Genomic DNA, 21,461 nt, shown 5'->3' with positions numbered 1-21,461 from the left:
ATTAGTGGCCCACCACGCGGAGGTTGAAGGTCTGCAGCTGCGCCGTGGCGGAGCTATCGGCCATGTCGAGCACCTGGAGGGTCCAGTTGCCCGCCGACTTCTCGTCGAGGAACGCGTTGCTCGAGGTCAGGTCGACCGCGAAGCCACCCGTCGTGTCGGTGAGGGTGGAGAAGGCCGGCATCACGTAGCTCTTGGTGCCGCTGGGCGAGGTAAGGATGACGCGTAGCTGGCGCGGGTGTTCATGCGTGGTGGTGAAGCCCAGCTGCACGCCTTCGACCTTGAGGTTATCGGCGACGTTCACGGTGAGCTTGCTGGCCTGCGAACCGACGCCTTCGATGGCGACGGCCTTGTCAGCGGAGGTGAGCCAGCCCGTATCGTGTTGCGCGGGCAGCGACTGGAAGTTGCTTGCCGCGCGGACGGCGGCCGTGGCGTCGACAAGGCCGAAACCGTACCAGTTGCTGTAATGCAGGCCCGCGGCATTGGTGATCCAGCCCGGGTCCTGGATAGCGCCCTTGTAGATGGCCTTCGGCTGCAGCGGATCCACCTGGCGAGCCGAATGCGCGAGGATGTGCTTCACGTCGCGCGCGCTGAGGTTCGGGTTCACGCCAAGCATCAGCGCGACAACACCAGCGACCGTTGGCGTGGCGGCGGAGGTGCCGTTCATGCCGCCCCAGTAATCGCAGCTCTTGTCGAGGGGCGATGCGCTGGTATCGAGCGCGTTCTCGATCGTGCCATCGTCGCGATCGGCGTTGGCGCCGGCGCCGCACCCGGTGAGGTCGGTGGTGACGATGGCCGGGTCATAGAACGTGGCCTTGGCCCAGTCCACGATGTTCGAGGTATCGGGGTAGTACTTCTTCTGGAAGCCGAACTCACCGCCCAGGCCGGAGATCCACACGGCCGAACCGGGGCTTGAGTACGAGGCGCGCTTGCCGCTCGCGTTCACCGATGCCACGACGATGGTGGTGAACAGGTTATTGAGCGAATCGGTGTTCGCGAGCGAGCAGCCGATGTTGAGGTCGCGCGTATCCTGTTCGCACAGTTCGAAGATGCCGAACAACGAAAGCGTCTTGAAGCTGTTGCCCGCGGCCTTGAGGTACACGCCACCCTTGCCGTTGCGCGTGGACGACATCAACTTTTCCCACGACGCCGTCTCGAGCGGATCGACGGCGGGGTAGTACCACGCGGCCGAACCCCAGCTGTTGTTGAACACCTCGGCATCTTTCGCTTCGCGGCCATTACCCCACGAGTAGCGGATATTCGTGTCCTGGTCGTTCTCCAGGCCATCCACGTCGGACGAGAGGAAGTTGAAGCCCTTGAGGCTCGCCTCGGGCGCCACGCCGCGGCCACCGATCCCATTCCAGCCGACGGCGCCGATGATGCCGGATACCGACGTACCGTGCTCATCGGACGTGTTGGCGGGCGTCGGGTCGTTCGAGCCGTCGACGAAATTCTTTGAGCCGCCGATGACCACATTCTTGAGGAGGTCGGCGTGGCGAATCTCCAGGCCATCGTCGACGACGGCCACCTTGACGCCCTTGCCGCGCACGTTCTGCGTATGCAGGCTGTCGATCTTGAGGTCGATGCCTGAGACAGGCCGCGTATCACCGATGGCCTTCTGGCCATAGTTCATCAGGTGCCACTGATAGGTGTAGAGCGGATCGGTCTTGACCGGCTGTGATGCGCTGGTGGCGCTGGCCGGTGCGATGTCGGTGGTTGCCGCCTGGGCGACCGGCACCGCGAGCGCGCTGGCCGCGAGGGCCAGGTATAACGACGTGCGTGCGAGCATCATGCTCCCCTCTTGCGTTATGGATTGATGGATGCGCATAGCGCGTCACATCGCGGCCCCCTGTCCACGCATTCTTGGGTGGCGTGGCACAACGCATGTGTGATGTCAGTCGCAAATACCTGCGTCAGGGAGATGACAGCGCGTGGAAGCCCACCCATTCACGTTTCTCGTTACGCATCTTCAGTAGTGGGGTATCAAGGCCCAACGTATTGGCTGTACCCGGTTTTTGAGCTATCGAAGCGCACGGTGCGACGGGTTTCCGCCTTGCTGCAACATGTTTCGCGTGTTAGACAGTGGGCCGGGTTGGAGGACCAGTGGCGTCTTGATGTCCAAACGTTTTGCTTATACGTGGCGAAGCATCTTCGCGTTCTACCTGGCGATGATCGCCATCGCGGACATTATTGCTTCGCCCACGCGCCCCCATTTGCTGATGATGTCGGGCGGCCTGCTGCTCGCCTGGCACATGGCGTTCGTGCCCGGCATGCCGCTGAGGGCGGCGGTAAGGGACATCCCCCAGCGCATGCTCGCCGGGCAATTCCGCACATCGGTGCTCGAGAGAGCCGTGGCTGCCGCGGGCCTCGTGCTGATCGCTGTAGGCGCGTGGCAGCAGTTCACATCGGTGGGCTGACGGGATCGTAACGAAGCAGCTCGGCGCCCACGAAGTAATTGCCGTAGTACTCCTGCTCGCGCGACCCCGGGTTCGCCTCGAAATCGATGTAGGGCGCATGGCAATGCGGGCACCTGAACGGGTTGAGGTACGCGAAGCGCGTGCCATCGGGCGCCGGGGGTAGCGATGCCTCCAGCGCGAGCAGGGCGGCCGGCTCGGGCGTCGAGAGCGGGGCGGGGCTGCCGGGCACCTGCGTGCCTACTGTCATCGTGAAGCGCCCCGACCCTGAGTAGAAATACCCCGCATGGCTGAAGCCCGCGTGGTACGACTGGATAAGGAACGCGCGATGGCACGCATCGCACTCGCACGAGAGCAGGATATTGCCGGGCGTGATGTTGCCGCTGAAATGCATGCCACGCTGGAACAGGCCTTTGCCCGCCATCGATGCGTTGTCCACCGGGCCGCCGGGGAGGAAAAACGGCTGGAAGCGAATACCGGTAGCCTTGCCCTGCATCACCGCGGCCGGGTCGAAGGTGGGCGAATCGCTGATGACGCAATCGGCCTGGCAGGCCTTGCTGGCATGCACGCGCACCGAAAAATGCGCCCAGCCCGCCTTGCCGGCCAGGCCGTGCGCGTGGGCCGTGCCGTCACTGGCGATGAACACCACCGTGGACCCCGCGCGGACCTTCGCCGAGGGGGTGAGCTCGATGGGTAGTTGCGCCTCGGTGATGGTGCAGATATCGCTATCGTCCACGCGCACGGTGAGCAGTGCAGGGGGCTTCTTCCTGAAAACATCGAACAGCGGCATCGCGGGCGCTCCTTAGGTTATTGGGCCACCATCTCGACGCGTCGGTTCTTCGCCTTGCCGGGTTCACTGGTATTGGCCGCGACGGGCGAATACGACGCCAGGCCCTTGGCGGCGAGGCGGTTGGCCGCGATGCCGTAAGTGGTGGTGAGCGCCTTCACCACGGCCGCCGCGCGGTCCTGCGAGAGCTTCTCGTTATGGGCCAGCGCGCCTGTGTTGTCAGTGTGGCCCACGATGTAGACCTTCAGCGCGGGCGCGGCCTTCAGCGCCTTGGCCATTTCATCCAGTGTCTGCTTCGAATCGGGCGTGAGCGTCGCGCTATCGGTGGCGAAATGCAGGCCATAGAGGGTGATCTTGCCTTCCGCTGCCAGGCCCTTCGCCATGGCCGCGGCGTCCACCGTGACCTGGCCCTGCGCCATGGGCGCGGCGTCGATCACCCGCAGTAGCACGCCCGTGGGGCGCTCATCGTCCTGCGACACCATCAAGGCGACCGTGGATGTCTGGCCGTTCTTTACCAGCGTGGCGATCAGGTAGCTCACATTGTTATTGGTGGCGTCCAGCAGCTTGATCATCTCGCTGCTGTCGCCCTTCAGCGTCGCGATCACCGGGTCGGCGAGATCACCTGCAAAGCGAAAGCCGCCGCAACCATCATCACGCGTACCCGGACCGCATTGCCAGGAAATCGCAAACCCCGCGCCAGCCAACGCCTGGCGGTAGTTCTCGAACACTTCCGCAGCGCGTTTGCCGGGCGGTGCGCGGTACACGATGTCCGTGAGGCGGCCAGCGGCATCGGTGTGCTTGCCATTCGCTCCGGACGGGAGCCGCGCATTCCCAAAGTCGGCCTGGCCGTAACCGACGGCGTCGGCCCCTCTGAAACGAGATACCAATGGGTGGTCTTTCGCGCCCGCGAGATCGGCAGAAAACGTGACCTGCGTCACACCCAGGCTGAGCATTGCGGCAACACAAACGAGCTTACGCATGTTTTAAGCGTCCGTTGGCGAGCGATTTGGTCGCAAAACCATGCCCGATGTGACCTGAATCGCAAATTTCTTTCCGACTGCTCGGAAGGGTTGACTTTTTCTACACGGACGAATCGGCGTTTTCTAAGTCACCAACCACAGTACAGAAATTATTTTGAGACAAATCTCACTGTTCAGCGAACTGCTCACGTAACTGAAGACATACTGAATATTTACCTATGTGTGTCACCTGTGATGACGAAAGTTCTCGTAGGGTCAGGGCCGTGGTTCCGGGGGCAGTAGGAGTTATTTCGGAACCCGTTGGGTGGCGTGGAGGGCTTAGTCCTACAGGGGGACGGTCACTCTGGAGATAGCGATATCAACACCAGAGCCCATAAGGGGTTCATCCAACGTAGGGAGCAAACGCAGCATGAAGAAGCAGATGGTTCGTCACGGGGTTCGTGTTCGCCAGCGCGGTCAGGGCATGACCGAATACATCATCATCACCGCCCTTATCGCCATCGCGGCCATCGCGGCCGTGACGTACTTTGGCGGCACCGTTCGCGCCCAGGTGGGCGGCATGGCCCAGGAACTCTCGGGCCACAAGGCGACGGCAAGCGAGGGTGATGCTGAGTCGTCGGCCGGCAAGGCCGCGTCCGAAGGCAAGGCCGGCAACCAGAAGGGCCTCGCCAACTACGACAACTCCACCGCGAAGTAAACGCCAAACGTGCATTTGGCACGCCCCCGGCGTGGTGCCTGCTAGCACCCGTCGGCGGGCCTTGGTGGGGGCCGGTGCGCTGCCGCGGGGGTAGCCCCGGTCCCGGTCGAAGTGCGAGGGACTTCCCATGCAGTCGAAGGATTCCACCCTGGCCGGGGCGACCGGCCCGGGAACGAGAAGTGCGCTCCGTCGTTGGCCCTGGCAGTCGAAGGGGCAAGCCCTGATCCTGGCGTGCCTGGCCATGCTGGTGTTCTGCGTGGGCGTGCTCGTGCTGTTCAACACCGGCCAGGTGGTGAACAAGAAGGTCCAGCTCAACAACACCGCTGACGCCGCGGCTTATAGCGCAGCCGTGCAGCAGGCGCGCGCCTACAACATGGTCGCGTACCTCAACCGCGCGCAGGTGGCCAACGAAGTGGCCATCGCGCAGATGGTGAGCCTGCATTCCTACATGAATTACGTGATCACTGGCGCCCGCAACTCCGCGGACACGATCCAGGTGATCGGCATCGTCGCGGACCTGACTATCGTGGGCGCAGAAGTCGGCGCAGCGTTGCAGGAGGCCGTCACGGCACTGAACGAAGTGAAGGATGTCCTCGAGGGCGTCCGCGATGCCATGCAAGGGGGATTTACTGGCCTGATCACGCTACTGAGCGGGGCCAACGTGGCTTACTCGGGCGCGAGTGAATTCCTGTTGCTCGAACAGAAGGCGGAAATCCCCATCGTCGTGAATTCCGTGATCAAGGCGAACACAAAGGGCACGGGGACCAGTAATGACAAGGAGGCGTCGCTCAGCGCAAAGTCGCTGGTGCTATTGGAATCCCAGATGCTTACCGCGCAGTCGTTCGTCAAGCGCTACCGCGTGCCCAACACCAGCAGCACGGGCGTTCGTACCACGGCGGATGCCGACCGATTCAAGAACGTGGTGATGGAGGCCCGCGACGGGTTCTCGAAGGATCGTAGCCACGATCTGTTCTTCCTGAAGCGCAAGGGCGGCACGGACATGGAGGGCTATAACCGCTGGGTGGGCGCCGATGTGCTGAGCCTCGATTTTTCGCTGGGGCTTCTCCCCGGTGTCCAGGCGCCGTTGGCGTGGGGTGGCGCGGCCGCGATCAAGAACGGGATGACCACCAGGTTCTCGTCGCTGGTGCAGCCCAAGCGGCCGTGGAAAGCCCCGTACCCCTCCGACCACGCGACGCACGCCGCTTACGGCGGCGCGATTGACGACTCGATCAGCGGATGGAAAGCGAAGGAGGAGCCCGCGACGCCGAACGCCAGCGCAGCGATACTGCGCGGCTACAACGGCCTGCAAAGCTACGACGACGTCAACAACGACAAGACGAAGCAGTACGCCTCGCGCACGTACGACAACGACAGCGTCGACCTGCACGTCGGCCCGTACTTCACGGTGCTCGTCGAGCAGAAGATGGCTGACGTGGACACCAGCGACCACACCCGCATGGGTGGCCCGCACGACGGTAGCTTCGTCGACATCAGCGCCCCGGACAAAGCGCAGAACGACAAGATGACGGCGCTCGCGTCGGCGCAGGTGTTCTTCAGCCGGCCGCGCGAACTGTTTCCCCGCACGAGCGACAACGACTACCGCGAACTGGGCAGCCTGTTCAGTCCCTACTGGCAGGCGCGCCTGGTCGATACCCCCGCCACCGCAAGGGCGGAAGTCTTTGGCGCCGACATGATCCCCTGAGAGAGGCTTCACTCCATGCAAAACCGCTTCGCCACGACTTTTGCCGCCATCCTCGCGGTCGCGCCCGCCGCCTGCTCGTCGTCTTCGGGCGGTGGTGGCGACACGGCGTCGTCGGGCGACATGCCATCGGTGCACCTCGAGCAGACCATCTACATGGAATCCAGCGGCAAGCCTCAGGAGGAGACCGCGTACCACAAGATGCTGGCGGACTGTGCCGCGGCAGGTACGCCGACCACGCCGGTGGCGGCGGGTGATGTCCAGCGCATCGGCCGCAAGAAGCTGACCGAAACCATCGAGGCCAACCGCTCGAGCCGCCGCGTGGATGCATGGAAGCTCGAGGCCGCGGCGCCGTGCCAGTTCAAGCTTGTGCACGAGGGGTCGCAGGATATCCAGACCGCCGATGGCAAGGCTTACCACGTTGACCTCGCCACAAACGAAGGCGATGTGCAGGCATCGGGCCAGCCCGCGCCGCGCGAAGCGGTGGACGATGGCGATCTCGACGCCCAGGCAAAGGCCGCGAAGTGGACCCGGGGCGGCAAGGGCAACGTGCAGGGCGCTGCCTGCGAAACCTGGGTGGCTCCTACGGGCGATCAGTACTGTGTCTGGACCGGCGGCACGAAGTGGGGCTTCTCGCAGGCCGGCATCAATGCGCTCGATGGGGACGGCCTCACCTCCGATAGCGCGATCGTGCTGCAGGCCACACCGCCTGCGGCCGGCTTCGGCTGGAACGTCAAGACCGATCAATTCACCGTGGGCAAGGCGGCGGACGCTTCGACGTTCGCGGTGCCGCCCAATGCGCGCATAGCATCGAACTGAGGAGCCATCGGCATGATCCGGACATCGCGGCATCAACAGCGTGGCCAGAGCCTCACCGAGATGGCGATCGCATGCATCGTCGTCGTGCCCATGTTCCTGATGATCAGCCTGCTCGGAAAGTACATGCACGTACGCCACGAGGCACAGGTATCGGCACGTTCGGCCGCTTGGGATGCCGCTGTGAGCCCGAAGCTCGTGCAATCCGAGGGTGGCCTGCCGTCGCGCAACGTCGAAGAGGCGAGGATGCGGCTGCATGCCTACGGCGACGGCAGCGAAAACCTGCGTACCAGCGAGTCGTCGCCGTCGAAGCTCAGCGACCCCATGTTGCGCACGTTCGCAGGCCGAGAGCTCGTGCTGGCCTCCAACGTGAAGCTCACCGCCTACCGAAACGACGAATCGCCCGCGCCCGCGACCAAACTGCTCGACAAGCTGGGCGGGCTGGGCGATGCGATCGGCCTGGACGGCATCCCGCCTGACAAGCGTGGCTACATCACCGCCGAAGTAAACACGCGATCCGAGCGCATCCGCAGCAAGGAGGGACAGGCGCTCGACTTCCTAGATCCGCTCGACCGCATAGACCTCGATTTCCATGGGAAGACGGTACTTCTGGCCGATACGTGGGATGCGAAGGGCTCCGGCGAAAATGCGGACGGCGAAGGCGAGAGGGATGTACCGCGCACCGTACGCCACACGATCAAGCCGCTATCGCCCAGTGCGGCGTTGCCCGATGGTCTGCTCGATGGCATCCACGACGCCACGAACATCATCGACAAGATCCCACTGATCGGTACCGTCTTTGGCATCAACGACTGGGTGCCAGGCAAGACCGCGCCTGACATCGTGCCCGCCGACCGACTGGTGAAAGATGCGCGGCGTTGAGCGAATCGCCGCGGCCGCTGTGCTCGCCGTGATGGCGGGTGGCGTGCGGGCGTCCGGGTGGCCTGACGTGGCCATGCCGGCGGGTGCGCAGCTGGCCGAGACGGCGCCGCGGATGGTCTTCAACGGTACCGAGATGCATACCGAAGTCTTTCGCACCGATATGAAGCCGGATGCGCTCACGGCTTGGCTGAAGCAGTCGTGGCATGACGACTGGGTGCGTGACAAGGTGAACGGTTGGGACGTGCTGGGTCACAAGGACGGCGACTATTACATCACCGTGCAAGTGCGGCCCGAAGGCGACGGCAGCCGCGGCGACGTGGGCATCACCCGCATCCCACCCAAAGGCACGCGCCCCGCGCCCATCGGCGTGGGCTTCGCGCGCCCGGCGGAAACCACGGTCATTAACGACATCAGCTACCCGGACGATCCGCACAACGTCCGTACGCTGGCCTTGGCCAACAAACTGACAGTGAACCAGAACAGCTCGTGGTACCGCGATCACATGGCCGCCGAAGGCTGGCGGCCTGCGGAAGCCAATACGTGCCAGGAAGGTGCGAGAGGTTGCGTGCTGGCCTACGAGAAGGCGGGGAGGGCGATGATGATCGCCATTACCGCGGGGCCTGCAGGCACCAATATCGTCGCCAACATCGCGGAGGACAAATGATCACATCCCCCCGCAAACAGCGCGGCAGCGCCATGGTCGAGTACGCCATCGTCGGCATGCTCATCGTGCTGGTGCTCGTCGCCGACCCCAATGTCATCAAGCAGCTGGCTGACGCACTCCGGGACGCGTACGCCAGCTTCGTCTACACGCTCTCCGTGTCCTGGTTCTAGAGGAAAGAGGATGGTACGCGTCAACAGGAACCTCATTTTTGTCGCCATCGCCCTCGTGCTTGGCGTGCTGGCGAGCATGCTTGCCGTGAAGTACGTGGATAGCCAGGTGGCGGCACGCACCCCCGCCGGCGCCAAGACACGTCCGGTCGTCGTGCCCGTCCGCGACATCGAGAAGGGCCAGGTTGTCGGGGAGGATGACCTCTCCGTGCGCAACGTGCCGGTAGACCTCGTACCCGCCGATGCCGTGAGCCCGGAGTCGTACACTCAATACATCGGGCAGCAGCTACGGGCGCCCGTGGCCAAGGGCGTGCCGCTGACGGTCTCGTCGCTCGATCTCGTTGCCGACCACTTCTCCAACATCATCAACCCGGGCGACGTCGCGACCACCATTTCAGTCGACGACAACAACTCGGTGTCGGGCCTCATCGTGCCGGGTGACCACGTCGACATCCTGATGATGGTCACCAACGATGACCAGAACCAACGGATCATGCCACTGCTCGGTAATGTGCTGGTGCTGGCCACCGGCCACCACGCCAAGGGCGTGCAGCAGGAAGAAGGCAAGGGAGCCAACTTCTCGAACCTGACCCTCGAGCTGCCTCCGAACGATGCGCAGCGCCTGGCCATGGCGAACAAGGCCGGCGAACTGAGGGTGATCCTGCGCCAGGCCGACAGCAAGGAACCCTTCAACCTTTCGTCGCTCAGCAAGGCCGACCTGCTCCGCATCTCGCGGCCGGCACGCAAGTCTTCGGGCATCGAGTACATCATCGGGGGTAAGAGCTAAACCATGGAAGCCTTGTTACGTTTCTCAGGTGTCGCCGCGCGGAAGGCGCGTGCCACCCTCGTCGCCGCCATGGGACTGGCCGCGGGCATGGCGCTCGCAGCCGATGCACCCCCCATGCCCGAATCGCTGAACCTGTATGCAGGCCAAGCGGTGGTGCATAGCGTGGCCGGATCCATCAAACGTGTCGCCGTGGGCAGCGGTGGCCTGCTCAACGTGAAGGTGCTCGGCACCCGTGAAGTGGTGATGATCGCCAATGCGGCCGGCGATACCTCGGTACAGCTCTGGATGGCCGACGGTGCCCAGAAGACCGTGCCCGTGCACATCGTCCAGGGCAATACCAACCAGGTAGCCGATGCCGTCCGCGCCATCCTTGGCGATATCCCGTCGCTGGGCGTGAACGAGGTCGGCGGTAACGTCGTGGTCACCGGCCACGATTTCTCCAGCGGCGACATGGACAAGCTCGCCCAGTTGAAAAAGGTGTATCCGCAGATACTGATCTTTGCGTCCCAGAACTCCGTTGAGATGCGCCCCACCGTGATGATGGAGACGCGCATCATGGAGTTCGACAAGAAGTCGATGGACGAGATCGGCATCCAGTGGGATACACAGATCAACGGCCCCAGTGGCGGGCTCATCCGCGACTGGAAGACCAACCCGTATTTCGCCATCCGCCAGGATCCATTCACGGAGATCGGGGGCCTGAAGGGAACGCAGAGCTACTTCGGCATCGCGACGGCCATCACGTCGCGCATCAACCTGGCCATGCAGACCGGCAATGCCTGGGAGCTGGCGACGCCGCAATTGAGCGCGCGCAGCGGCGGCTCCGCCGACTTCCTGGTGGGCGGCGAAATCCCCGTCGCCACGACCTCTGGCTTCGGCAATGTCGATGTCGAGTACAAGCCGTACGGCATCAAGATGCACATCGAGCCCGTGGTCAACGCCAACGGCGACATTTCCACGAAGATCGAAACCGAACTCAGCAAGATCGACCCGACCATCACCGTCCTGGGCAACCCCGCGTTCCTCACTCGTCGCACCAACACGGAGATGAACGTGCACGACGGCCAGACCATCGTCCTGTCGGGACTGGTCGATGCCAACGCAACCAAGCAGTTCGACAAGGTGCCCGGCCTTGGCCAGATCCCGATCCTTGGTGCCTTGTTCCGCTCGCGTAACTTCCAGGCGAATCGCACCGAGCTTGTCATCTTCCTTACCCCGCACGTGATCGACCCCGACTCCGAGCGCAACAAGGCCATGATCCAGCGAAGCGAGCAGATGAAGAGCGACCTCCGCGACACGGCTGGCAGCGAGATCGTCGACTAAAGGTAGGCAGCCATGTTTGAAGTACTGATCGAGACATCGAACCGCGATACGCGCCACGTCCGTTGCCTCAACGATAACTGCGGCATCGGCAAGAGCGAGGGCAACCTTGTCATGCTGCAAGGCTGGAACATCGCGGCCGAGCACGCTGCGTTTCGTGTTCGCAACGGGGCGGTATTCATCGAGGTGGTGGGCAGCCGTGCCACCGTCATCGTGAATGGGGAGAAGGTCCGCGAAAGCCACGGCCCTCTGCACCGCGAGGACATTGTCACGATCGGGGCATATCGGCTGCGCGTGTTGGTGGACGAGGCCATTGCCGCGTCGCCGCCGCCCGGGGCAAGCAAGGTGGCGGGCAATGACTCGCCCGCGGTGGCTCCTCCGGCGGGCAGCAGCGAAAGCACCGAAGTCATGGCGGTGGAGCCACGCTCGCCCGATATGATGGAGTACCGCCTGCAGGTCCACGCGTCGCTTGTTCGCCAGATGGACCTGCGCCGTGTCGATGTGCACGGCATGAGCGACGACGACCTCCGTGCGAAAACATCCGAGCTCATCGATGAAATCATCGAGCGTGAGTTCGCCGACCTGCCCATGACGGTGAACCGCCGCCGGCTCGCCAAAGAAGTGCTTGACGAGGCGATCGGCCTTGGCCCGCTGGAAGACTTGCTCGACGACGATTCGGTAACGGAAATCATGGTCAACCGCTCGGACCAGATCTTCATCGAGCGATCCGGCCGCGTGCAGGAATCGCCCGTCGTGTTTACCTCGGACAAGGCAGTGCTTGCCGCCATCGAGCGCATTGTCGCCCCGCTGGGCCGGCGCATCGACGAAAGCTCGCCCATGGTCGATGCCCGCCTGAAGGACGGCTCCCGCGTCAACGCCGTGATCTCGCCGGTCGCCTTGCGCGGGCCGAGCATCTCCATTCGTAAGTTCGCCAAGCGCAAGCTGGTGGGCCAGGACCTGATGAACTTCGGCTCGTTGGACGAGCGTATGCTGGAGTTCCTGCAGGTGGCCGTGCGCGAGCGCCGCAACCTGGTTGTCACGGGCGGCACGGGCTCGGGCAAGACGACGCTGCTGAACGTGCTGTCGAACTTCATCCCCGACCGCGAGCGCATCGTCACGATCGAGGATGCCGCCGAGCTGAAACTCAACCAGCCCAACCTGGTCGGCATGGAAGCACGCCCCGCCAACCTCGAGGGCAAGGGCCTCATCACCATCCGCGACCTGGTGCGCAACGCCCTGCGTATGCGCCCCGACCGCATCATCGTGGGTGAGTGCCGTGGCGGCGAGGCGCTGGACATGCTCCAGGCCATGAATACGGGCCACGAAGGCTCGATGACCACGGCGCACGCCAATTCCCCGCGTGACGCGCTTTCGCGCCTCGAAGTGATGGTGCTCATGTCGAGCATGGACCTGCCGATGACCGTGGTTCGCGAGCAGATATCGTCGGCCATCGACCTCATCGTCCACCAGCGGCGCTTCCCGTGCGGTTCGCGCAAGATCACGCACATCAGCGAGATCACGGGCATCGAGTCGGGAACGATCCAGACGCAAGACATCTTCACCTTCCGCGCGCGTGACCAGGGTGGGCCCGAAGGCAAGGTGCGAGGCACCTTTTCGCCCACGGGTGCGGTTCCTGAATTCTACGAAGAGCTGGCGGAGCGCGGCGTGCCCGTGGACCTGTCGATCTTCCGCGGCACCGGGGAGGAGCCGTGAGCGGAGGCCTGCTGCCTGTCATCCTGATGGTGTTCGTCGGCGTAGCGTGCCTCGGCTTTGTCGTGGCGCGCGTCTCCGTCGTGTTCTGGGGCCATTACCGCGAAACCTTTACCGAGCAGGCGCGGTTCAACCTGGCTGACATGTTCATGTTCATGGACACGCAGAAGCTCTTCTACGCGAACGCGGCGGCGCTGTTCATCCTGCCGGCCGTGGTGTGGCTTGCCACCGACAACCTGCTGCTCGCGGTCATCACGGTCGGGCTGCTTATCTTCCTGCCCCGCAAGCTTTACACGCTGATGCGCCAGCGCCGCATCGACCAGATCCAGCAGCAGCTGCCCGATGGCCTGATGATGGTCGCCAGCAGCATGCGTGCCGGCCTGGGCTTCGCGCCCTCGCTGGAAGGCCTGGCGCGCGATATCGACCCGCCGTTGGCCCAGGAGTTCGCGCTTATCCTCCGCGAACAACGCATGGGTGTGAAGCCCGACGAGGCGATGGAGAACTTCAACAAGCGCGTGCCTATCCAGGACGTGACCTTGTTTGTCTCCGCCGTGGGCATTTCACGCGAAGTGGGTGGCAACCTCGCCGAGAGCATGGCTTCGCTGTCGGATACGTTGCGCCGCCGCCTCATCATGGAAGGCAAGGTGAAGGCGCTGACCGCACAGGGCCGCCTGCAGGGCATCGTCATGGCGATGCTGCCCGTAGGCCTCATCGCGTTCCTCAGCTTTGCCTACCCGGAGACGATGCACGACCTGTACCACTCGTACATGGGGTGGGCCGTCATGGCCGTGGCGGCGGTGATGGAGTACCTCGGCTACCGCATGTGCCGCAAGATCATGAGCATCGACATATGAGCGTCCTCCTCGTCGTCCTCATCATCTGCGTGGGCGGTGCCGCGGGCCTGGCGTTCTGGGGCATCAACGGTTTCATGCGCGAGGTGCCGCAGCAGGATCGCCACTACCAGGATCCGCTGCCTTCTGGCCTGCGCCTTATCTGGCCGCTGGTGAACCTCGCCACGAACCTCATTGGCCCCCACCTTACGCCGACGCAGCTGGAGCCAGCGCACAAGAAGCTGCAGGCCTCAGGACAGGATTTCGTGCTGACGCCCGAGCAGCTCTACGGCCTGCGCGTGGCCGCGGTGTTCATCGTGGCCGCGGCGGGGCTGCTGGTGATGTTCATGCTCGACAAACTGGCGCTCATGCCGATCCTGCTGCTCCTCGTCGTCGCGTTCTCCATCGGCTGGTACTACCCCGACCTGTGGTTGTCCGAACGCCGCAAGAAGCGCCAGCGCATGGTCATCCGCGACCTGCCCACCTTCCTCGACTTCATCATCATGTCGGTGGAAGCAGGCCTCAACATCACCGGTGGCATTGAGCAGGCCACGCTGAAAGGGCCGCAGGGCCCGCTGAACCAGGAATTCAACCGCTTGCTGCGCGACCTGCGCTCGGGCTTGCCGCGTGCCGAGGCCTTGCGCCGCATGAGCGACCGCATGGACATGAGCCAGATGTCGAGCTTCACCGGCACGCTGATCCAGGCCGACCGCGTGGGTGCGAGCCTGGGCGTGGCCTTGCGTGCCCAGGCCACGCAGCGGCGCGAAGAGCGATTCCTGCGTGCTGAGAAGCTCGCGCTCGAAGCGCCGGTGAAGATGATGCTGCCGCTGGTGATGTTCTTCTTCCCGCTTATCTTCCTTTTCCTCGGCTACTTCATCTTCCTGCGCATGAAGCAGGAGGGCATCCTGTGAGGGTCGGCGGCATCTACCGCGATGACCAGTGCGTGGTGCCATGCGTGTGGCGCGCCGCGAGCTGGTGGGAGCGTGCACGTGGGCTGCTTGGCCGCCCCGCGCTGCGTCAGGGCGAAGGCCTGCTTATCGAGCCGTGCGCCAGCGTGCATACCTTCTGGATGGGTTACCCGATCGACCTTGCCTTCCTCGATGCGGACGATCGCGTGGTGCGTACCTGCACGGGCGTGCTCCCGTGGCGGGCGCGCGCGTCGCGCGGCGCCTGCAAGACCCTCGAACTTCCCGTCGGCGCCCTGGAGGCGCTGTCACTTGCCCCCGGAGACCAGTGCACATGGCAAGCCTCCTGACCCGACTCCCCCTGGCGTTGCCGCTGGCGTGCCTGTTGGCCCTCGCGGGTTGCGCGGCCAACAACGGCGGCACGCATGCGCGACAGAAGATGACCACGGTGCTGGCCAGCGCGGATGATGCGGCCAAGGCGTACGACAGTGGCGACATGGCGCGAGCTGCCTCCCTGTACGACCAGGTGCTGAAGGCCATGCCCGACGATGCCGAATCGTGGTTCCGCCTGGGCAACGCGCGCTATCGCCTGCAGCAGCCTGACGATGCCGTGGCCGCCTACGAGCATGCCTTGCAGTTGAACCCGACGCATGCCCGTGCATGGCACAACCTGGGCGTCATCCGTTTGAAGCAGGCGCAGGCGGCGATGACCGCGAGCTCGCAGGCCGCGCCGGATAACGATCCGCTCCGCGCGTCGAGCGCCGCGACCGCCGAGCGCATAGCGGGTATCGACCGCGCCGACAAGCCGTCGCCGCCGGCCGTCACCGCGCCGGCCGTCACCGCGCCGGCCGCCACGGCCGCGCCCACCGCTTCCGTACGCGCACCCGCACGCGCTTCTGCACCTGCACCTGCACCCGCGTCCGCACCCGCAGGCAGCGTGACCATGCCGGCTGACACCAGCGCGGATGCGTCGACGCATCGTTCGGCGACCGTCACGGTGATTCCGCTTGGGAGCAAGAGCCCATGAACCGCCGGCGCGAGCGCGGCCAATCCATCACTGAATTCCTGGTGACGATGCTGGGCTTCGGTTTGCTGCTGCTTGGTTTGTTCCAGGCGTTGCTGTTCTACCGCGCCAAGTCGGCCGTCGATTACGCGGCGATGGAGGCAGCGCGTGCCGGTGCCGTGCACGGCGCCAGCAAATCGAGCATGCAGGATGGCCTTGCCCGTGGCCTCGCGCCGCTATACGCCACCGCGGCCGCGAACCCGGGCAAGGCGGGCGCGGCGCTGGCGTTCGTCGACGCAAAGAAGGATGTGTTGCTCGGCATGGCGAAGATCGAGGTGCTTGCGCCCACGCGCGCCGCGTGGAATGGCTTGCGCAAGAAGCAGTACGACAACAAGGATGCGTTGCCCAACGATAGCCTGTACTTCCGGGACGCATCCTCCGCTGGCGTCTCGGTGCAGGATGCCAACGTGCTCAAGATCCGCGTCACCTACGATTACCCGCTCATCGTGCCGGTCATCGACCGCATGCTGGCGGCGTTCCAGACGTTCGGCGGCCCGGCTAAGCGCGACCTCATCCGCTCGGCCACCAGTGGGCGCACCGTTTACAGCTTGCCCATCCAGTCGACCGCCATGGTCCGCCTGCAATCACCGGTCACCGATTCGAACAACCTGGCGTCGGGCCCGTGATGCGTGTGATGTGCATTGCGCTGGCCAGTGTCCTGGCCACGTCGGCGGCGGTCGCGGCCGATGAGCCCAAGGAAAAATCGTATACGGTGTCCGCGATCGGCATGGGCGATGGGTACCGTTATGCGAGCAAAGAAGAAGGCAAGGACGGCACGGCGTTCACGGTGCGCCAGAAGGGCGATCGTTTACGCATGGATATCACGGCGGGCAGCCACCATGGCACCGCGTGGCGCGACGAGAAGGGCAGCTGGATGGTGGCCAACGACCAGCCCGTGGCGTTGCCGCTGAGTGGCAAGGCCATGCCCAAGCCGATCGTTTACGACGTGGACGCGCCGTGCCGTGCCATGTCGGCCACGTGTAGCCGCACCGAGCCGCGGTTGCTACTGGGCCACCGCGCCGTGGGTTGGGAGTTCCGCCACGCGGGTGGCCGTGGGCCCGATGGCACCGACAACGGCACGATATGGATCGACGAGGACACGGGCGTACTCCTCGAGATGCGCGGCGATGACGTGGGCAACCGGCACTACGAATGGCATGCCCTGCGCGTATCGTACGAGGCCATACCCGATGGCCTGTTCGACCTGCCCAGTGACGTCGCCAAGGTGGGCACCATGAAGCCGGGCACCAAGGTGAAGTGACAGGCTAGGCGCAGGGCCTGAGCCGCTTCAACGCGCCGGCGACGATATCCGGAAATACCCGCGGCTCGCCGAAGGCGCGCGCCGCCAGCATGGCGCCGTACACCGTGGCCATGAACGCCTCGGCCTCCTGGCGCGCCGAACCCTGCAAGGCGAACGCCCCGGTCTGCGCGCCGCGGGTCAACACCAGCTCCAGCCAGTTCGACAGGTCGCGGAAGTGCGCCCGCACGCTATCGGCAAGCTCATCGGGCAGGGTGGGTAGCTCGCTCGCCAGCATGCCGGCGACGCAGAACGGCGCGGAGTTGTCGGCGATGCACTTCTCCCAGTAGCCCGTGTACATGTGCAACTGGCCCTCGGGGTCGAAGGCTGTGCCAGCCAACGTGCGGGCCTGCTCGACAAAAAAGGCGCGTGACTCCTCGACCACCGCCCGGGCCAGGTCGGCCTTGGCGGGGAAGTGGTGGTGGATGCTCGCCTTGCGCACCTGCACCTGCTCCGCCACATCGGCATAGCTGAAGCCGTTGTAGCCCCGCGTCTGGATCAGGCGGCGGGCGGAGTCGATCAGTTTCTGCTGGGTGCTCATCGTTGGCATCCTACCACTTGGTAGGCTAGACCACAGCTGAACGCATGTGTGCATGGCACATTGTGCCCATGCCTACCAACTAGTAGGTTTGCATCTCCTCCACGCACAGTTCCCGCGCCTATGAATACCCTCCGCAATTTCTACGCCCTCCGGGCCGTCGTCGCCTTCGCCTGGGTCGGCCTCGCCATCGCTTCCCGCGGGCACCCGGCCCTCGTGGTCGGCACGTTGCTCGTGCTTTACCCGTTGTGGGACGCCGTGGCGAACGTCGTCGACGCCCGGCGTAACGGCGGGCTCGCCGCCAATCCGGGCCAGCGCTTCAACGCCGTCACCAGCGTGTTGGCCGCGCTGGGCATGGGCGTGGCCTTCGCGACGCACGGGAACGCCGGCGGGGTGTTCTTCTTTGGCCTGTGGGCCCTTCTCGCGGGCGTATTCCAGCTGGCCGTGGGCATTCGCCGACGCAAGCTCGGGGGCCAGGCCTTCATGATGATCAGCGGTGCGCAATCGGGCCTCGCCGGCATCGCGTTCGTGGTGCGTTCGATGGGCACGGCACCCGAGGTTTCGCAGCTGGCACCGTACGCCGCGTTCGGCGGCCTGTACTTCGCGCTGTCCGCCGTATGGCTCACGTTTCGCCGCCCGCCGGCCGCGCCTGTAACCCGCTGACGCAAGTGAAAACGTTATCCCTGAACGCAAAGCGTTAGCGTGCCGAATTCGCTCATGGGGTGTGGCCCCGATTGAGCACTTTTTGACCAGTTCGAGGGCTAGGCTGGGGTCTCCAACCACCACTGCGGAGATCCACCATGCGTACCCTCGTCCGTTCGGCCGCCGCTGTTGTCGCATTCGCCCTGTCGTTCGCTTCCGTGTCGGCCATGGCCGTCACCGCGCCTACCGCGAATGTGCCGGTGAATTGTAAGAACCCGCTCGAGTGCAGCGTGAAGATCGCCGCCGCCCCGGTGGAATGCAAGAACCCGCTGGAATGCAGCGTTAAATAAGGTACGCCTGGCGTGTCACCGGCCCGCGCGAGCGGCCGGTGACACCACGGCCTTGCGCCGTGGCAACCATGCGCTGATCACCAGCGTGCCCGAGATACCCAGCGCCAACACCGCCTGGCAGCGGATCATGGCCGGGTCGAGCAGGGCCGTGATGGTCGTGGCCAGCGCGGCACTGGCGATGAAGCCGCCGATGGCCGTGCCATGCCACCCATGGCGGAGCGCCAGGGCGAACACCGGCAGCAGCAGGGCCATGCGGGCCATCTGGCGCAGCAGATCCTGGTCGGCGGCGGTAGCCACCCACGCCAGGCCGATGCACAGCGGCAACGCCCAGCCCACCACATCGCGGCCCAGGCGGCTGTGCCACGCCGCCGCCCAGGTAAGGCGGGCCGGTTGCGTCGCCCGCTCGTGCAGCGCAAGGAGCGCCGGGGTCAGCGTGAGCGCACCCAGGTACCCGCCAAGCAGGTAAGCCCAGAAGCCGGTGAAGGCGGAGAGCTCCGGCCACTTGTCGGGGTACGTGAGCAGGGCGGATTCCAGTTCCAGCGCCGTGGCAAGGGCGCCCACGGCGGCCGTGCCCAGCGTGGCGATGAGCAGCGTACTGGTCTGCAGCGCCCCCTGGCCGGTATGCAAGGGCCACCGCCGGCGCAGGGGCGCCACGATGGGAATCCACAGCAAGACCATGGGCACGGCGGCGGAAAGGGCCCACCACGGGCCGAAATCAGCCTCGTGAAGCAGGGCGTTTTCCAGCGAGGGCAGGAACTCCCCCAGCACCAGCGCCGGCCAGAACCGGGCCGGCATGAGCAACAGGCAGGCCAGCCGAAGGCCGCCCGTCAGGATCCAATGGGAGAAGGAGAAATAGCGGGCAACCTCATAGCAGGCCGCATAGGCGGCCGCGACAGCCAGTTGCTGCCCCAGAGATACCTTGTAAGCGTCGCGTCCGTTCACGCCTACTCCCCATCAGAGTGTCGTTGGGGCGAAGCGTGACACGTTCTCTCGGGAAAATCCTGCGAACAAACCGCCACGGACCGGGCCCTCACGAAGCTTTGCCGTTTATGCACTATGGATGGGGGCGGACGTGCAAGGTCCTCGGGTGCGGTGCGCCTCCCGGCCGTCCCTTCTCTTGGGCCTCCATGCCGCCGCCACCGCATCCGTCAACTCCGTCGCCGCGCCTGTCGAGACGGTCAACGGCGGCATCGGCGAGGTTGGGGGGGGGGCCAAGTGAAGTGTCAGATCAGACCTACTCGACGGCGCGTCTCGCGCCGACGCTTCCTGTCGGCCTCCACCGCCTAACAGCGCGATCGAAGAAAACTGACCATTTCCTTGCCGCGATCCAGCGGCTAAGGAGAAAGACATGCTCGAAAAAACTGCATGCCGTCGTGGCCTGGTTCGCGTGACGGTGTTCGCGGGCCTGCTCGCGGCCTATTCGTCGTCGTTTGCGTCGCACGGCGCCCCCAAGATGATCAGCGACATGTCGGCCGAGGAGCGGACGTCTCTCTTGCACGATATCGAAACGTCCGTCGCTACGGCTCTCGGCGGTCGGTCGTTCTCGGAGGACGATGCCCTTCCGGTTACGGCCAGAATTCGCCTCGATAGCGACACCAACCTCGTGGTCGTCGATCTCGACGAACGTCTCGGTCCCAAGGCACTCAGTGACGACATGCAAGATCTGGCCGAGCTGGTCCGCTATCACGTCATCATCCATCTGGATCGAATCGACGGTATTACTGGGATCCACTACACCTACGGGGGTTTTGACCGGGAGCACTGGCCCGAGAACCAAAAAGGCGATCAGTCGCCGCGGTCGTCGTTGCGTAAGAGGCGCGAAGCGACGCAGCCTGTCGCCGTGGTGTCCCCGGGGCACGGCATCTATTTCCATTCGACGTACAAAGACTGGAGGGCTCAGCGCGAGACGGTCAACGGCATTCTTGAAGACGAGCTCACTCCCGTCCTCGCCGCACATCTGACGTCGGATTTGGAGCGTGATCGTGTGAGCGTCCACAACCTGCGTGAGACCTCCCAGGTCTTTATGCACCAGCCGAGTAGCAACCCGTGGTGGAAAATGGGTGCTCGTTACCTTCTCGAAGCCAAGATGCCTGACAAGCCCGAGATCTGGAACTCGAGGCCGGACGACAGGCGTCGCGACAGGGAACGGCGGGAGGACCTTCGAAGCAGGCCGCTTTATGCCAATTACGTCAACGCGGATGCGCTCCTGCAGGTCCACACCAATGCGGAAGCCACCGGCAAGGCCTCGGGTCTTCGCGTGATCGTCCACCCGCGAGCCGCGGATAAGCGGCTCGCCGGCACGGTGCTCTGCAGTGCGCGCGAGCTCATTCATACGAAGCAGGAGTTTGCGGCTTACGGTGTTCAGCGTGCGCCCGAGGTGGCGTCGGATAACATCGAGAACGGCCTGGCCGATATGCCATCCGTGATCGTCGAGGTCGGGTTCCACACCAATCCGTCGGATGCAGAGCACCTCAAGAACCACGACTTCCAGCAACTCGCCATGCGAGGCGTCGCCAAGGGCTATCGCCTCTTCCGTGAAAACAAACCTTGCGAGGATTTCGCCGTCGAGGCGCAACCCGATGTCGTCGGCAACCCCGGCATCGACGTGAAGTTCCCGGTGACGATCCGAGGTAACCCGCTCTTCCCCGTCGGCATCTGGACGAAGGAATCGAACTGCACGCGCGAGAAGGGGTGCGAGTCGTTCCAGAAGAGCGTCTACAACCTCGACGGTCTCGCCAAGTACAAGGTTGGCTACCTGTGCAAGCGCGAGGATCTGGACAAGCCGCCTGTCGAAATCACGGTCAGGATGAAGGATTTCGACGGCGTGGTTTCCAAACCTGCGGTTTACAGGGTCCAATGCGCACGGCGCACCGCTGCGCGTAGATAGAGAAGGGCCACCCGCCTCGCAGCGGGTGG

At 64.5% G+C, this 21,461-nt stretch carries 24 protein-coding genes; 19 read left to right on the top strand and 5 right to left on the bottom strand.

Translation table 11 applies throughout. The annotated features are described in order from the left end of the window. Position 1: 1 nt before the first annotated feature. Entirely contained in the window at positions 2–1,789 is a 1,788-nt protein-coding gene (locus VI08_RS00380) for a S8 family serine peptidase (protein ID WP_157006159.1), read from the bottom strand. Between the two features lie 322 nt (positions 1,790–2,111). Here VI08_RS00380 and VI08_RS00375 point away from each other — a divergent pair, with 322 nt between their 5' ends. Then, positions 2,112–2,414: a hypothetical protein gene (locus tag VI08_RS00375; protein ID WP_157006156.1), complete on the top strand. Its 303-nt coding sequence runs from the start codon at positions 2,112–2,114 to the stop codon at positions 2,412–2,414. On the opposite strand, the gene VI08_RS00370 is transcribed toward VI08_RS00375, so the two are convergent. Both VI08_RS00370 and VI08_RS00365 read right to left on the bottom strand, forming a co-directional pair. Continuing rightward, complete coding sequence (locus VI08_RS00370) at positions 2,398–3,201, bottom strand: hypothetical protein (protein ID WP_232309391.1); 804 nt, start codon at positions 3,199–3,201, stop codon at positions 2,398–2,400. The genes VI08_RS00375 and VI08_RS00370 overlap by 17 nt on opposite strands. 17 nt (positions 3,202–3,218) lie before the next feature. Beyond that, positions 3,219–4,178 (bottom strand): OmpA family protein, encoded by a 960-nt coding sequence (locus VI08_RS00365; protein ID WP_045827547.1) that lies wholly within the window; start codon positions 4,176–4,178, stop codon positions 3,219–3,221. 409 nt (positions 4,179–4,587) lie between these two features. Here VI08_RS00365 and VI08_RS00360 point away from each other — a divergent pair, with 409 nt between their 5' ends. From VI08_RS00360 to VI08_RS20630, 15 genes are all read left to right on the top strand, one after another. Next, positions 4,588–4,875, top strand: coding sequence for a hypothetical protein (locus VI08_RS00360; RefSeq protein ID WP_045827546.1), 288 nt, complete (start codon positions 4,588–4,590; stop codon positions 4,873–4,875). A 127-nt stretch (positions 4,876–5,002) separates the two neighbouring features. Then, positions 5,003–6,577: a pilus assembly protein TadG-related protein gene (locus VI08_RS00355; RefSeq protein ID WP_084621125.1), complete on the top strand. Its 1,575-nt coding sequence runs from the start codon at positions 5,003–5,005 to the stop codon at positions 6,575–6,577. A 15-nt stretch (positions 6,578–6,592) separates the two neighbouring features. Then, positions 6,593–7,393, top strand: coding sequence for a hypothetical protein (locus VI08_RS00350; protein ID WP_045827544.1), 801 nt, complete (start codon positions 6,593–6,595; stop codon positions 7,391–7,393). A gap of 12 nt (positions 7,394–7,405) precedes the next feature. Then, entirely contained in the window at positions 7,406–8,272 is an 867-nt protein-coding gene (locus VI08_RS00345; protein WP_045827543.1) for a TadE/TadG family type IV pilus assembly protein, read from the top strand. Further along, positions 8,259–8,936 carry a hypothetical protein gene (locus VI08_RS00340; RefSeq protein WP_045827542.1) on the top strand — a complete coding sequence of 226 codons (678 nt, stop codon included), beginning with the start codon at positions 8,259–8,261 and terminating at the stop codon, positions 8,934–8,936. The genes VI08_RS00345 and VI08_RS00340 overlap by 14 nt, the downstream gene beginning before the upstream one ends. Continuing rightward, positions 8,933–9,106: a hypothetical protein gene (locus tag VI08_RS21930; RefSeq protein ID WP_198148800.1), complete on the top strand. Its 174-nt coding sequence runs from the start codon at positions 8,933–8,935 to the stop codon at positions 9,104–9,106. The genes VI08_RS00340 and VI08_RS21930 overlap by 4 nt, the downstream gene beginning before the upstream one ends. A 10-nt stretch (positions 9,107–9,116) precedes the next feature. Beyond that, complete coding sequence (gene cpaB, locus VI08_RS00335) at positions 9,117–9,890, top strand: Flp pilus assembly protein CpaB (protein ID WP_045827541.1); 774 nt, start codon at positions 9,117–9,119, stop codon at positions 9,888–9,890. 3 nt (positions 9,891–9,893) lie between these two features. Next, positions 9,894–11,213, top strand: a complete 1,320-nt coding sequence (locus VI08_RS00330) for a type II and III secretion system protein family protein (RefSeq protein WP_045827540.1) — start codon at positions 9,894–9,896, stop codon at positions 11,211–11,213. A 12-nt stretch (positions 11,214–11,225) separates the two neighbouring features. Beyond that, positions 11,226–12,923, top strand: coding sequence for an ATPase, T2SS/T4P/T4SS family (locus VI08_RS00325; RefSeq protein ID WP_045827539.1), 1,698 nt, complete (start codon positions 11,226–11,228; stop codon positions 12,921–12,923). Next, positions 12,920–13,774 (top strand): type II secretion system F family protein, encoded by an 855-nt coding sequence (locus VI08_RS00320; protein WP_045827538.1) that lies wholly within the window; start codon positions 12,920–12,922, stop codon positions 13,772–13,774. Before VI08_RS00325 ends, VI08_RS00320 begins: the two co-directional genes overlap by 4 nt. Continuing rightward, positions 13,771–14,661: a type II secretion system F family protein gene (locus VI08_RS00315; RefSeq protein WP_045827537.1), complete on the top strand. Its 891-nt coding sequence runs from the start codon at positions 13,771–13,773 to the stop codon at positions 14,659–14,661. Before VI08_RS00320 ends, VI08_RS00315 begins: the two co-directional genes overlap by 4 nt. After that, the gene (locus VI08_RS00310; RefSeq protein WP_045827536.1) at positions 14,658–15,005 is read left to right on the top strand and encodes a DUF192 domain-containing protein; all 348 of its coding nucleotides are present in this window, start codon (positions 14,658–14,660) and stop codon (positions 15,003–15,005) included. The genes VI08_RS00315 and VI08_RS00310 overlap by 4 nt, the downstream gene beginning before the upstream one ends. Beyond that, complete coding sequence (locus VI08_RS20635) at positions 14,990–15,682, top strand: tetratricopeptide repeat protein (protein WP_084621123.1); 693 nt, start codon at positions 14,990–14,992, stop codon at positions 15,680–15,682. The genes VI08_RS00310 and VI08_RS20635 overlap by 16 nt, the downstream gene beginning before the upstream one ends. Beyond that, positions 15,679–16,344 (top strand): TadE/TadG family type IV pilus assembly protein, encoded by a 666-nt coding sequence (locus tag VI08_RS00300; protein WP_045827535.1) that lies wholly within the window; start codon positions 15,679–15,681, stop codon positions 16,342–16,344. Before VI08_RS20635 ends, VI08_RS00300 begins: the two co-directional genes overlap by 4 nt. An 8-nt stretch (positions 16,345–16,352) precedes the next feature. After that, positions 16,353–16,979: a hypothetical protein gene (locus VI08_RS20630; protein WP_157006153.1), complete on the top strand. Its 627-nt coding sequence runs from the start codon at positions 16,353–16,355 to the stop codon at positions 16,977–16,979. A 4-nt stretch (positions 16,980–16,983) separates the two neighbouring features. On the opposite strand, the gene VI08_RS00290 is transcribed toward VI08_RS20630, so the two are convergent. Beyond that, complete coding sequence (locus VI08_RS00290) at positions 16,984–17,556, bottom strand: TetR/AcrR family transcriptional regulator (protein WP_232309390.1); 573 nt, start codon at positions 17,554–17,556, stop codon at positions 16,984–16,986. A gap of 120 nt (positions 17,557–17,676) precedes the next feature. Between VI08_RS00290 and VI08_RS00285 the strand changes: the two genes are divergently transcribed. Continuing rightward, positions 17,677–18,216 carry a hypothetical protein gene (locus tag VI08_RS00285; RefSeq protein ID WP_045827533.1) on the top strand — a complete coding sequence of 180 codons (540 nt, stop codon included), beginning with the start codon at positions 17,677–17,679 and terminating at the stop codon, positions 18,214–18,216. Positions 18,217–18,353: 137 nt separating this feature from the next. Further along, complete coding sequence (locus VI08_RS00280; RefSeq protein WP_045827532.1) at positions 18,354–18,545, top strand: hypothetical protein; 192 nt, start codon at positions 18,354–18,356, stop codon at positions 18,543–18,545. Positions 18,546–18,560: 15 nt separating this feature from the next. Here the strand turns inward: VI08_RS00280 and VI08_RS00275 are convergent, their stop codons facing one another. Then, the gene (locus tag VI08_RS00275; protein ID WP_045827531.1) at positions 18,561–19,487 is read right to left on the bottom strand and encodes an MASE1 domain-containing protein; all 927 of its coding nucleotides are present in this window, start codon (positions 19,485–19,487) and stop codon (positions 18,561–18,563) included. 406 nt (positions 19,488–19,893) lie between these two features. Here VI08_RS00275 and VI08_RS00270 point away from each other — a divergent pair, with 406 nt between their 5' ends. Further along, positions 19,894–21,432: an N-acetylmuramoyl-L-alanine amidase family protein gene (locus VI08_RS00270; RefSeq protein ID WP_045827530.1), complete on the top strand. Its 1,539-nt coding sequence runs from the start codon at positions 19,894–19,896 to the stop codon at positions 21,430–21,432. Positions 21,433–21,461 lie beyond the last annotated feature (29 nt).

This window comes from Luteibacter yeojuensis (assembly GCF_000964085.1).
In the GTDB taxonomy this organism is placed as follows: domain Bacteria; phylum Pseudomonadota; class Gammaproteobacteria; order Xanthomonadales; family Rhodanobacteraceae; genus Luteibacter; species Luteibacter yeojuensis_A.
This window is presented reverse-complemented; position numbering and strand designations above follow the sequence as displayed.